At 48.6% G+C, this 12,875-nt stretch carries 13 protein-coding genes and 1 tRNA gene; 4 read left to right on the top strand and 10 right to left on the bottom strand.

Going from position 1 to position 12,875, the window contains the following annotated elements; translation table 11 throughout:
- Positions 1-38: 38 nt before the first annotated feature.
- Positions 39-293 carry a hypothetical protein gene (locus JTN23_RS17775; RefSeq protein WP_247236373.1) on the bottom strand — a complete coding sequence of 85 codons (255 nt, stop codon included), beginning with the start codon at positions 291-293 and terminating at the stop codon, positions 39-41.
- 52 nt (positions 294-345) lie between these two features.
- Here JTN23_RS17775 and JTN23_RS17770 point away from each other — a divergent pair, with 52 nt between their 5' ends.
- Positions 346-1,380 carry a tetratricopeptide repeat protein gene (locus JTN23_RS17770; protein WP_247236372.1) on the top strand — a complete coding sequence of 345 codons (1,035 nt, stop codon included), beginning with the start codon at positions 346-348 and terminating at the stop codon, positions 1,378-1,380.
- Here JTN23_RS17770 and menD read toward each other — a convergent pair whose 3' ends face one another.
- The 6 genes from menD to JTN23_RS17740 form a co-directional block, all read right to left on the bottom strand.
- Positions 1,381-3,102, bottom strand: coding sequence for a 2-succinyl-5-enolpyruvyl-6-hydroxy-3-cyclohexene-1-carboxylic-acid synthase (menD, locus tag JTN23_RS17765; RefSeq protein ID WP_247236371.1), 1,722 nt, complete (start codon positions 3,100-3,102; stop codon positions 1,381-1,383).
- An 85-nt stretch (positions 3,103-3,187) separates the two neighbouring features.
- Complete coding sequence (locus JTN23_RS17760; protein WP_207509980.1) at positions 3,188-4,051, bottom strand: sigma-70 family RNA polymerase sigma factor; 864 nt, start codon at positions 4,049-4,051, stop codon at positions 3,188-3,190.
- 77 nt (positions 4,052-4,128) lie between these two features.
- Positions 4,129-6,255, bottom strand: coding sequence for a polyribonucleotide nucleotidyltransferase (gene pnp, locus JTN23_RS17755; RefSeq protein WP_247236370.1), 2,127 nt, complete (start codon positions 6,253-6,255; stop codon positions 4,129-4,131).
- Positions 6,256-6,495: 240 nt separating this feature from the next.
- Positions 6,496-6,771, bottom strand: a complete 276-nt coding sequence (gene rpsO / locus JTN23_RS17750; protein WP_207509978.1) for a 30S ribosomal protein S15 — start codon at positions 6,769-6,771, stop codon at positions 6,496-6,498.
- Positions 6,772-6,848: 77 nt separating this feature from the next.
- On the bottom strand, positions 6,849-8,378 hold the full coding sequence (locus tag JTN23_RS17745) for an LptF/LptG family permease (RefSeq protein ID WP_247236369.1): 1,530 nt from the start codon (positions 8,376-8,378) through the stop codon (positions 6,849-6,851).
- Positions 8,378-8,770, bottom strand: a complete 393-nt coding sequence (locus JTN23_RS17740; RefSeq protein ID WP_247236368.1) for an START-like domain-containing protein — start codon at positions 8,768-8,770, stop codon at positions 8,378-8,380. Before JTN23_RS17740 ends, JTN23_RS17745 begins: the two co-directional genes overlap by 1 nt.
- A gap of 223 nt (positions 8,771-8,993) precedes the next feature.
- On the opposite strand from JTN23_RS17740, the gene JTN23_RS17735 reads away from it, so the two are divergent.
- A tRNA-Met gene (locus JTN23_RS17735) sits at positions 8,994-9,067 on the top strand.
- Between the two features lie 187 nt (positions 9,068-9,254).
- Positions 9,255-10,025 (top strand): DUF4184 family protein, encoded by a 771-nt coding sequence (locus JTN23_RS17730; protein WP_247236367.1) that lies wholly within the window; start codon positions 9,255-9,257, stop codon positions 10,023-10,025.
- A 6-nt stretch (positions 10,026-10,031) separates the two neighbouring features.
- On the opposite strand, the gene holA is transcribed toward JTN23_RS17730, so the two are convergent.
- Together holA and JTN23_RS17720 are read right to left on the bottom strand one after the other, a co-directional pair.
- Positions 10,032-11,051 (bottom strand): DNA polymerase III subunit delta, encoded by a 1,020-nt coding sequence (holA, locus tag JTN23_RS17725; protein WP_247236366.1) that lies wholly within the window; start codon positions 11,049-11,051, stop codon positions 10,032-10,034.
- Between the two features lie 18 nt (positions 11,052-11,069).
- Positions 11,070-11,669, bottom strand: coding sequence for an acyl carrier protein phosphodiesterase (locus JTN23_RS17720; RefSeq protein ID WP_247236365.1), 600 nt, complete (start codon positions 11,667-11,669; stop codon positions 11,070-11,072).
- Between the two features lie 106 nt (positions 11,670-11,775).
- On the opposite strand from JTN23_RS17720, the gene JTN23_RS17715 reads away from it, so the two are divergent.
- Complete coding sequence (locus tag JTN23_RS17715) at positions 11,776-12,288, top strand: FKBP-type peptidyl-prolyl cis-trans isomerase (protein ID WP_247236364.1); 513 nt, start codon at positions 11,776-11,778, stop codon at positions 12,286-12,288.
- A gap of 66 nt (positions 12,289-12,354) precedes the next feature.
- Here the strand turns inward: JTN23_RS17715 and JTN23_RS17710 are convergent, their stop codons facing one another.
- On the bottom strand, positions 12,355-12,849 hold the full coding sequence (locus JTN23_RS17710) for a deoxycytidylate deaminase (RefSeq protein WP_247236363.1): 495 nt from the start codon (positions 12,847-12,849) through the stop codon (positions 12,355-12,357).
- Positions 12,850-12,875 lie beyond the last annotated feature (26 nt).

The following is a 12,875-nucleotide window of genomic DNA, read 5'->3' as shown; positions in this document are numbered from 1 at the left end:
TCCACTTACTGAGTGAAGTGTAGATTGAAAGATACCCGTCAGAATACAATTCCGTTTCTGATCAGCGAGTCACCAAAGTCAGCGTGCATGGCCGTAAATCGCTCCGTTACCCGGGCCATAAACGTATCGTCCAGGATCTGATGTACCTCTTCTGGGGAGCTGACCTCCGTTTCGTCCAGCTTATAGGTTTGCTCATACATGCCCCCTGCCTCAAACTTTATGATATACTTTCCGTTCCATTGATAAAGACTAATTTTGTACTGGGGATGGGGTATGTCATGAATGTATCTCATAGAGTATAACTAGTAGTATGTTTAATTAGGCAAAAGTAGTTAATAAGTGCCGATGCAAAGAGACCGTTTTATTTCAGGAGTAGCCTTCCTGTTACTTTCTATAATATTTTTAATGGGTTGTGGTAACAAAGAAGAAGCTTCCAACTTCTTCCTGAAAGGCAATGTACAGCTCAGTAAGAGAAACTATGACGCAGCTATTCATTACTATAATGAAGCCATAGAAAAATATCCGGAGTTTTCGGATGCTTACCTCAACAAAGGGATTGCCCTGCTACAGTTAGGAAAACCCGCAGACGCATTCAAGGTTTTGACGGAAGCCATCAATATCGATAATAAGTTTCCGGAGCTGTACCTGACCCGGGCCGAAGCCGCCATACTGGCCGGCGACTTGCAAACGGCCGAAAATGATCTGAACTATATAGCCAAATCCTATCAGGACTCGGCCCAGTTTCATATTGTACGGGGGAATCTGATGGTTAACCGTAAAAACACGGCCAATGCACTGGCTGATTTTGACCGGGCGCTGACCCTGAAGCCGGATCACGTGGAAGCCCTGGTTAACCGGGGGGCTCTATACTTTGAGCAGAAAGAATACGAGCAGGCTCGCAGCGATTTTGAAAAAGCGCTCTCGCTGAACCCTAAGCAGCAGCAAGCCCTGAATAACCTGGGCCTGCTGGAGTCACGCAAGAAGAACTGGAAAAAGGCCATGGACTATTTTGACCGGGCCCTATCTCTTAACCCGGTAGATCCTTACGCTCTCAATAATAAGGGGTACGTGCTACTGGAAACCAATAAACTGGAAGAAGCCCACAAACATATCGCCAGCTCGTTACAAAAGCTGCCTGAGAATGGCTACGCGCTACGGAACCTGGGCATCTACTACACCCGGTCCGGGCAGCAGGAACAGGCCATCGAACAGTTTGACAAAGCCCTTGATCTGGCGCAGCCCGTTGAGTACTTATACGCTTACGCGGGCAAAGCCTACTACGACCAGAACCAGACCGACAAAGCCTGTGCCATCTGGCGCCGGGGCAGCCTGGTTAAAGACAGTACCGCCATTGAGTACCGGGAGAAATACTGCCAGTAATTACCAGTTGCTCCGTATATACTCTTTCAGCCCTTTGAATATACGTGTATTGGTTTCGGGGTCGGTAAAGACTTCCAGCATAGCGCATTGCTCACTGTCCACCAGTTGCTGAAGGGCTTCGGCCAGCTCTTCCAGTGCCCACACGCCTCTGTATAGTATATTGCTATCTGCGGCTGTTCGCTCGGCCGTCATGGCGTGGCGGGTTTCGAAGTACTGCTCCAGCTCGGGTTGCCGTGCCGGGCCGTCAATCATCCTGAATATGTTGCCTCCGCTGTTGTTCATGACTATGATCCTGAGATTAGCGGGTAGTTCTTCCAGGAGCAGTCCGTTCCGGTCGTACAGGAAGGCCACATCACCCACGATCAGGTAAGTAGGTACCCGATTGGTCAGGGCGGCGCCCACGGCGGTACTTACACAGCCATCTATCCCACTCGTACCCCGGTTAGCAAACACTTCGATAGACTTACCTTCCAGTCCCAGCATATTGACGTAGCGGATCGGCATACTGTTAGCTACGTGCAACTGACACCCCTCCGGAAGGGTACTTAGAGTCTTCTCGAACACTGTAAGCTCATTTAACTCCGTTTGCAGGCGTAGATATTCCATGAGCAGGCGGGTCGATTTGCGGTTCATCCACAGCCACTTCTCCGCGTAAGCATCATCCGTTTCGCCATCCTGGTTCTGCACAAACCGCTGATAATCTATATCTTCGAAAAGCTTCGGGAAGAAGTACCCCGGCGCTACGGGCACGTGTGTCGTAAGCGTCTGGAAAGTATCGATAAGGTTTTGTTCTTCGCTGATGTGCCAGTGCCGGAGGGGCGGGTTGGCTCTCAGGAATAGCTTGAGATTCTTGGAGATAAAAGATTTCCCGAAGGTAATCAGCAGATCAGGACGCAGATCTTCATCCAAGCTCTGCCCCAGGAACAGGTCCTGCTTGGTGATCAGCCAGTCATTGCCCTGTAGGTTCGTAATCACATCGCCCAGTACCGGTACGTGAAGCTCTTCGGCAATATGACTCAGTACCCGGTTCAGATCCTCGTCGGCTGCATGCTGCCCTCCTGCAATCAAAATCCGCTCCGACTCGTCCCACTCATTCAGCAACTCGTGCCAGGTTTCTACGGATAGTGTAGCCTCGGCATGCAGTCGTGTAACGATTCTCAAATCAGCAGATGGAATAAATCGTTCGTCGGCTTCGGGGTAAAAAGGCTCGCGTATGGGTACATTAATATGTGTAGGCCCCGGTGGGAAAGCCATAGAAGCCAGTATGGCCTCATTGACGGTGCGATTGATGTACCACCTGGCATCAGCGTGGCTGTAGTCAGCAGGCAACTCATACGACCTTTTTACGTGCTTGCCGTAGATCTCGTTCTGGTAGATGGTCTGGCCATCCTGTTGGTGTATCCACTCCTTAGGGCGATCCGCCGTGAGTACCAGCAGGGGTACCTGCTGAAAGTAGGCTTCCACCACGGCCGGAGCAAAGTTATAGGCGGCGCTACCCGATGTACATACAATCGCTACCGGTGCCTTGACCTGCTGCGCTATCCCCAAGGCTATGAAGCCCGCCGCCCGTTCGTCCATGACGACATGGGTCTGTATATGTGGATTACGGGCAAATGCCAGGGTGAGGGCCGCGCTGCGGGAACCGGGTGATATAACCGCGTGCCGGATGCCCTGCGCGGCACATAGAGCGACAAGATCAATAAGGGGTTGTAAGACTGCCATGAGTAGTAGACCAAAGAAAAAAGCCTCTTACAAGAAGAGGCTTTCAAAAATACGTTGCAACATTGAATCGGAAAACCTTTTGGGATTATCCAAGGTATGTTTTTAGGGCTTTGCTGCGTGAAGCATGACGCAGACGACGGATCGCTTTCTCTTTGATCTGGCGTACGCGCTCACGGGTAAGGTTAAACTTCTCGCCAATCTCCTCAAGCGTCATCGCGTGCTCACCGTTTAGTCCAAAGTACAGAGCGATCACATCCGCTTCCCGCTGAGTCAGCGTTGACAGAGCGCGTTGTACTTCTTTACGCAGTGATTCATTTACCAGTCCGGAGTCAGGCTTATCTTCCAGATCGTTTTCGAGTACGTCCAGTAGGCTATTCTCCTCACCTTGTACGAAAGGAGCATCCATGGATACGTGACGACCCGAGATCTTCATAGTATCAACTACTTCCGAAGAAGAAATCTCGAGTACTTCGGCCAGTTCCTCAGGGGATGGCTCACGCTCAAAGCGCTGCTCCAGTTCAGAAAAAGTCTTTGATATCTTATTGAGTGAGCCCACCCGGTTCAGAGGCAGACGCACGATCCGTGACTGTTCGGCTAAAGCCTGAAGAATAGACTGACGAATCCACCAAACGGCATAGGAGATAAACTTAAAACCGCGTGTTTCATCAAAACGTTGAGCAGCTTTTATAAGACCCAGGTTTCCCTCGTTGATCAAGTCACCTAGCGAAAGGCCCTGGTTTTGATACTGCTTAGCTACCGAAACCACGAAGCGAAGATTTGCCTTGGTGAGCCTTTCGAGCGAAAGCTGATCTCCCTCGCGAATTTTCTGAGCCAACGTCACTTCCTCATCCGGTGTCAACAAATCCACCTTACCGATCTCCTGCAGGTATTTATCGAGCGATTGGCTTTCGCGATTGGTAATCTGCTTGCTGATCTTTAGCTGTCTCATCTATTAGTATTGTTAATTTTAGTGTATAACGTAATACCCCTTAAAATCATTCGTATTAGAAAAACAATATTTTCGGGTTATTTGTTCTCCGGCTTTGGAAGAAGAACCTTGCGTGACAAACGATATTTTCCAGTCTTCTTATCAACATCAACAAGCTTCACTCGCACCTCTTCGCCAACTTCGAGTACACCATCCATATTCTCAAGACGCTCCCACTTTATCTCAGAAATATGCAATAAGCCATCTTTGCCGGGCAGGAATTCAACGAATGCACCAAACGGCATGATCGTTTTAACGGTACCGTTATACTCTTCCCCGATTTCGGGCACAGTTACTATACCTCTTACGCGGGCTACTGCCTTATCCATTGATTCTTTGTTAGCTGAGAAAATGCTAACGAATCCGGCATTATCTTTTTCTTCGATGGATACAGTAGCGCCTGATTCTTTCTGGATATCCTGTACTACCTTACCACCTGGACCAATAACCGCGCCAATCATTTCACGATCGATCTTAATTACTACCGCACGTGGTGTATGAGGCTTCAGATCCGGACGTGGCTCGGTGATCGCCTTGTTCATTTCGTTCAGGATGTGCAGACGACCTGCTTTGGCCTGTAGAAGCGCTTCGGTAAGTACTTCAAACGAAAGACCATCTACTTTGATGTCCATCTGACAGGCCGTGATACCATTGGCAGTACCTGTAACTTTGAAGTCCATATCACCCAGGTGATCTTCATCTCCGAGGATATCTGATAGTACAGCGTACTTTCCGGTCTCAGCATCAGAGATCAATCCCATGGCAATACCGGATACCGGAGCTTTTATTTTCAGACCGGCATCCATCAGAGCCAGCGAACCGGCACATACCGTTGCCATTGAAGATGAACCATTGGACTCAAGGATATCCGATACAATACGAATAGTGTATGGGTTTTCACCCTCCGGAGGCAATACTTTCTTAAGCGCACGCAGAGCCAGGTTACCATGACCTACTTCTCTGCGTCCGGGTCCACGGTTTGGTTTTACTTCACCGGTTGAGAAACCAGGGAAGTTGTAATGGAGCAGAAACTTGTTGTAACCGTAGTTCATTGCAGTATCTACAATCTGCTCGTCCATTTTAGTTCCCAGAGTCACCGTAGTCAGCGACTGAGTTTCACCGCGGGTAAAGAGTGCCGAACCATGCGCATTAGGCAGGAAGTCTACTTCACTGGCAATAGGACGAACCTGGTCCAGCTGACGGCCATCCAGACGGATGCGCTCATCCAGTACCAGACGACGGGCTGCATCATACTCAAGGTCATGGAAGTAGCGCTTGATCAGAGACTCATTGACCTCTTCGCCTTCCTGGATAGTCGCCATGAACTCCTGCAGCACGGCTTTGAAGCCTTCCTTGCGCTGCTGCTTGCTTCCACCCTGCTTGGCTACTGCATATACTTTGTCGTAGCAGAAAGAGCGTACACGGGCTTCCAGCTCCGCATCCTGCAAATCTCCTGGATACTCACGCTTTGTGGTTTTTCCTACCTCAGCTTCAAACTCTTTCAGTGCGGCACACTGAACCTTGATAGCCTCATGCGCCACTTTCAGCGCTTCAATGATTTCTTCTTCCGAAGCCTCTTCCAGTTCGCCTTCCACCATGGTGATATCCCGGCTGGTAGCACCCACCATCAGATCGATCGTAGCTCTGCTAAGATCAGAAGCCTTGGGATTTACAATGTACTGACCATCGATCTTGGCTACACGTACTTCTGATACGGGACCATTGAAAGGTATATCCGAAGCCATCAGAGCCGCTGAAGCAGCCAGGGCAGCCAGGGCATCGGGCAAAGCCTCCGCATCGGCTGAGATCAGGAATATGTTAATTTGGATATCGGCGTGGTAGTCGTCCGGAAAAAGAGGACGCATAGCGCGGTCCACTAGACGGCTAACCAGTACTTCGTGGTCAGAAAGCTTACCCTCACGGCGCATGAAGCTACCGGGAATACGACCTGCCGAAGCGAATTTTTCTTGATAATCTACTGATAGAGGCAGGAAATCAACCCCTTCTTTAATGTCTTTATTGGCAACTACAGTAGCCAGTAGCATGGTATTACCCAAACGTACTACTACCGAGCCGTCTGCCTGCTTCGCTAGTTTCCCTGTTTCAATAGTGATTTGTCTGCCATCGGGCAGTGGTATTGTCTTTGTGATGACGTTAAATTGCATAAATGTAGAATAGATGAATGAGTAACCGCTTTATAACCGCTTTGTATTAAACTTCAATAAATTACTATTAGTTTAAAGTAGAAAGTATATAATATACCTTACATACCCTATTATATCTGCCTAATGAAGAAAAAGTTAGGACTTCCAAAAAAAATATTATTTGTAAAGGAGCAGCAGAGGACTTTTTTAACGCAAATCAGGGAATTTACCTTAAAAGCAAATTCCCTGATTATGCTAGAATTACTTACGAATGTTCAGCTCAGCAATGATGGCACGGTAGCGATTAATGTCTTTCTTTGACAGATAATCCAATAGTCTTCTACGCTTACCTACCATTTTGAGTAGCCCCAGACGCGTGTCGTTGTCTTTCTTGTGCGTTTTGAGGTGTTCGGTCAGATAGTTGATCCGGTACGTGAACAATGCAATTTGGGACTCAGGGGAACCGGTATCACCAGCTTCTTTCTTGAACCCTTTGCTTTCGAAGATTTCCTTCTTCTTGTCCGTGGTTAAATACATGATTGTAACAACAGATTAAATTGTGAATAAAAATTAAAACAGCCGCAAAGGTACGGAATACTTCTGAAAGTACAAAATTACGCCTCCAGTTCGGCTTCTTGTGAAGTAAGCGTCGTCGCCTGATATTTCCCTTTTTGGAGCCTTCGCTTCATTTTATTGATAAACATCAGGTACACGTCTTTTTCAAACAGGCGGGAGTCGTTGCGGGCCCGGTCAATAAAGTACAATCCGGCCAGCAGCAGTACTGTGTTAGGAAGCCAGGCTCCGAAGTACACGTTTACGAGGCCTTCTTTCACCCACTTGTCTCCCTGTATGGTCAATACATACATCAGGATAAAGAATACGATGGAGATCAGTACCGGCATCCCAAAGCCGCCCTTCTTAATGATAGCTCCGAGCGGCGCACCGATCAGGAACATCACCAGGCACGACAGCGCCTGGGTATATTTATGGTGTTTTTCGAGTTCGTAGCGATTACCTTCTTTACGCTTACTCTGCAGGTACTCCTGATTGGACTTGGCAAAGCTGGCCATGCTCTGGGCCGAGTTGCGGGCCGTCGTCAGGATCTCCTTCCTGATGCTATCCCCTACCGGCTTGGCAATAAGAGAATCAATCCACTTGCCGGCCTCCGTCTTGACGCCATAGGTATACGAGGTGCGGGCGTGGTAGGTAAAGTACTGCTGGCTATTGGCCACCAGTCGTTCGCGGGTTTGCTTGTAGTCGTTACGGATGGAGTCTGCCGTCTGGTTCAGCGACTGGATGTTCTTCATGAACTCGTGGTACTTAAACTGCTCCTCATCGGTACGCCGCATCCCAAATGATTCCAGACTTACTACCAGCTTGTACTGATCGAAACGGTTGCGCACAAAGTTAGCCCCCGAAGCAGCTCCGGCTCCCATAGCCGGACCGTACACTACCGATCGGTTAGCTCCGGTCGCATCGATTACCTCCTGGTAGTCGCTGCCGCTGAATAGCTCAATAACCAGGTAGCCATTGTTATTGATGGTGTACATCCTACCTGAGTCCGCCAGAATGACTTGCGTATTGCCTCTTTCGTAGGAGCGGGTATCGTGCTTATATATGACCATACCCCGCATGGTTTTTCCATCGGGTAGCTTTTCGTCCACCTTAATACTATAGCCGGGCAGATCGTTGTAGAAGATTCCCTCCTTGATCTTAAGGGTAGCTTTGGTTGTCTTGATATCGTACAGCAGGCTGTACCCTTTCAAGTTAGCCCAGGGAACGGTACGGTCATTAAAGAAAAAAGAGAAGATACTGATACAAAAGGCCACGATAAACAAGGGCATCATGACCCTTACTATAGATACGCCTGCACTTTTGATAGCAGTCAGTTCAAAAAACTCGCCCAGATTACCAAAGGCCATCAGGGACGAGAGCAGCACCGCCAGGGGCAAGGCTATGGGTATGGTACTTAGGGTAAAGTAGAAAAACAAGCGGGCGTATTCGGACAGACCTACGTCTTTTGACACAAATTCGTCGATGTAGAATATCATAATCCGCATCAGGAAGATGAATATCACCACCGACAATGTTACCACAAAGGGCCCCCAGAATGTTTTTAATACCAGCTTATCCAGCTTTTTCATTAACTACCTACTATTTCCTTTAAGCTCTCTATTAACCCATTCCACATGGATAATAGTTCTTGATTGTCGGCATTTTGTGAATAATCAACGACACGAAGGTAAGTAGATTGTGTAAGTTCGCTCACTTCGAGCTTCATTTCGATATAGTTGAGATCGAACTCGGTCTCTCCAGTATTCTCAAATTCGTAACGAACGGCTTTGTTAAGGCGGTGGGAGGTTTGCCGGGCTACGTGGCTTTCACCGTCCCAGTGGAAGTCAAAGCGGTGATCGGGCAGCACTTTTACCTTCTCGGCAAACCACTGCTCCAGCCCGGATGCAGTACTAATGTAGGGGAACAGTACCTTGGGAGATGAACGTAATTCGTATTCGACCACAAATTTGTGTTTTTCCATATTCGACTCGTTGGTTAGGAATTCAATAATGCCTTTTATATCTAGCTAAGCTACATTTTTCTTAGAATCAACCGCTTACCATTCGCCTCCCTCATCTACTAAAAATCCATTTTCTACATTCATGGACTGTTCTAGAATTTGTAAGTTAGGTCTCTCAGACGAAATATGCAAAAATTGTTTGCAACGTAATTTTTTTCGCCTTAGTTTTGTCAAAAATTAGAACGGCGGGGTAGCTCAGATGGTTAGAGCGCAGGATTCATAACCCTGAGGTCGGCAGTTCGATCCTGCTCCCCGCTACACTTCTTCCAGACCCTAACTCATACGAGTTAGGGTTTTTTGTTTTTGGCTACCTGTCAACCTCCTTATGGCCTCCCCGGCTTACTCAGGAAAATCCAAAAATCTTAGAATGGGCTACCCGGCGCTGCCGATCGACAGCGGGCGTAGATTTTGTAAGTAGCACCTGATAAAGTTTTTATACAGGATTATGCCCTTTACATTATCACACCCGGCTATAGTACTCCCCCTGCAAAAATGGAAGCCAGCCTGGTTTTCGGTGACGGGTCTGGTATTTGGCAGTATGGCGCCCGACTTTGAGTATTTTATGTCTTTCAGTGGCAACTACGACTTTGGACATTCTTTTCTTGGTATCTTTCTTTTTGATCTGCCGATGACTTTTGGCCTGGCGGCCTTATACCACCTGCTGATCCGGAATCCTCTGCTGTCACATCTGCCTTCACCGTTCGACAAACGGTTCAGCGGATTTATGGGGTTCAATTTCTACATGTACTTACGCAAGCACTGGCTGGCTTTCATTGCCTCATCCTTGATTGGTATAGCGTCACATTTTATCTGGGACAAACTGGGATATCCGGATGGGTACCTGGGCATATACCACCTGGCGCCCCAGTTTTTTGAGCAAACCTATACTGCACTGGGCGGAGAGCAGCCCATGTACGCACTCCTGGAGCACATTGGCTCTGCCATTGCACTGGTCGCTTTGATTTGGGTATTACTCAAGATCAATGAACCGGCCGATACATACATCCCTCCGACTACGATCAGCAAAGTAGCCTACTGGTTTATATTATCGGTAGGTACCACGCTTATATTTATGAGGGAGCAGAATACCAATCCCCACGAATGGTTTGACAGTATCCCGCACCGGCTGGTAGTGGGCCTTAGTGCGGGTACCGTTACCATTATAGGCGTTTCGTTGCTGTTTCAGCTGCTGGCGTACCGGCGCAGGACTTCGTAATGCTGATTAGTGTACAATTTTAAATACAAGCTCTTTCAGCAGCTCGCCCTCGCTCACCGTACCACCTTCCACTCCTTTGAGCTGGCTGTCGCAGGTACGCAGGTAGTGGATAATGTGGGCCACCTTCGGGAACGGGTAGTTGCGGGCAGCCAGCAGATAATCTTTGACAAAGTACGGATTCACCCCCAGCACCGCGCCCAGCCCCTTCTCGGAGCGGTCGTTGGTGGCGTGGGTAATAAGTACTTTACTGAAGAAGCCGTACAGGATGATCAGCATCGGGGCCAGGGGATTGTCCTTAGGATTGGCGGCAAAATGGGCGACAATCTGATTGGCTTTGATCACATCCCGCTGCAGCAGGGCCTTCTGAAACTCAAATACATTATACTCCTTACTGATCCCGATGTACTTCTCGACCAGCTCGGCGTCAATGCCCTCACCTATTTTCAGGTTGACAAGTACCTTCTGGATCTCGTTGACCAGCCGTTGCAGGTCATTCCCGATGTTATCTACCAGCATCTGCACCGCCTTGGGGCTGATCTTGACCCCCTGCGCATGGCAGTAACTGGCTACCCATTCGGGCAGCTTATTGTCGTACATCTTCTTGGACTGTACCACGGCTCCCTTACCGGCAATGGCCTTCAGGAATGATTTCCGTTCGTCAGCATTGGCCTGGTAACAAAATACCAGTGTAGTACTGGTCAGCGGATTCAGCGCGTAGTCTTCCAGGCGACTTAGCTGTTCTTTCTGCTCAATGCCTCCTAGCTTATGGGCTTCCTTGACCAGTACCAGCTGCCGCTCGGCCATAAACGGAAAGCGCCGAGCATAGCCCAGTACACCCGCCAGATCGGTATCCTTGCCGTACAGCACAAACTGATTAAAGCCTTTTTCGGCCTCGGGGACTACCCTCTTTTCCAGTTCCTCGGCAATGGCTTCTATGTAGTAAGGCTCATCTCCGTACAGGAAATAAACCGGTCTGAACTGCTTATTCTTGATCTCTTTCAGGATAACATCCGGCGCGATAGCCATAATTTGTAATAGATATACTTATTGGTTCTGCTGAATAAAATGTTGCGTTACCTCTTCCAGTTCCGCAAAGAACGGTTGAAAAAGGGATTCGTAATATAGATAATTCTTCACTAAATCCTGCTCGGCTCCCCGGATACCGGCCATAAAGGCAAACCGGCTGGCCAGCCCCTGGAAAGACCGGCCAATGCCGGCGATCTCGCGGTAGCCGAGCAGCCAGTTGTACCGGATCATGGACTCCGCCATGGGTACCATAGCCTGCGGGATCAGCTGCTGATTCTTTTGGACCACGGAGTACATTCTGGCACAGAAGTTTGACAACGTTTCCTGACGGTACTGATCAAACTGGCGGGCCAGAAAGTGATCAAAGTAAATATCAACGGCCACGCCGGCCACTTTGCCGTGGGTAAGAGCCACTTGATGGCGTATCTGACGTACGGCCGCGTGAGAGTCGGTATAGGAGTCGATGAAGCGGTGTAACCGTACGCCAAGTAGATAGTCAGCGGACCAATCTTTTACTCGTTCAGGAGTAAGTTTTCCCTTGATGAAATCGGCGACGTAGTTGCCCATGATCACCTCCTCCCGGTCCCCCGACAGCATCAAATGCGCTAGAAAGTTCATTAAATAAGGTATTTAGAAATAAATAGCCGTACGTTTGTAGCATACAACTGGTATAAAAAAACTCATAACTACAATCATTCAACAACTTTTTAAACCTAAGATGCCAATGAAAATTGAGAAAAATAAAGTCGTAGCGGTAACATATAGTCTGAGTATTCCGGAAGAGGGGGATGACATGGACGTAGTGGAAGTCGTGGATGAATCAGATCCTATGTACTTTATATTCGGAATGAGTGGCCTGCCCGAGGGCTTTGAGGACAATCTTCAGGGCTTAGCTGACGGCGACACATTCAACTTTACCATTGATCCCGAAGAAGGCTATGGGGAATTTGATCCCAATGCCGTAGTAGAGATCCCGAAGGAAATCTTCAAGATGGATGACATCAACGAGGAAGAGCTTCTGGCTATTGGTAACATAGTACCTATGACCAACGAAGAAGGAGATCGCCTACAGGGCCAGGTAGTACGGGTTACGGATGAGAATGTCATCATGGATTTCAACCATCCGCTGGCCGGTAAGACCATGCATTTTGAGGGGAAAGTAGTAGCCGTACGGGATGCTACGCCTGATGAACTGAACCATGGCCACGTGCACGGTCAGGGAGGAGTTCACCACTAGTCCTGGCCTCGTCGGATGCTGTATACGAAAGCGTTTGGAAAGGTCCAAACGCTTTTCTTTTTGGGCTTATAGTACCAGCCCCGTGGCACCTACGCCATACTGCTCCACCTCTACGCCAAACCGCCTCAAAAACTCCACACCTTCCTCAACGCCAATGCCTTTGTACGCCGCGTACGAGTCCAGATAGAGAACTTTCTGGATCTTCATCGTGTATATAACTCGGGCGCACGAAATGCAGGGCGCCAGTGTTACATATAAGGTAGCCCCTTCGATATTCGATCCATTTTTTACGGCATACAGGATAGCATTCTGCTCGGCGTGCAGAGCGAGCGAACAGCTCCCCTTGGAATCACGGGGACAGCCGGTTTCGGGAAACTCCTCATCACAGTTATGCGTACCGGCGGGAGGACCGTTGTAGCCGATGGAAATAATACGGGTATCCTTGGCCAGCACCGCTCCTACCTGCGCTTTGATACAATGCGAACGATTAGCCAGATTTTTGGCTAACTCCATAAAAATGTCATCAAAATGAGGACGAGGGTTCGATATAGTTTTACTCATTCTACCGTTTAATTATACCGCAAATT

It is taken from the genome of Telluribacter roseus, assembly GCF_017355915.2.
Classification (GTDB): domain Bacteria; phylum Bacteroidota; class Bacteroidia; order Cytophagales; family Spirosomataceae; genus Telluribacter.
This window is presented reverse-complemented; position numbering and strand designations above follow the sequence as displayed.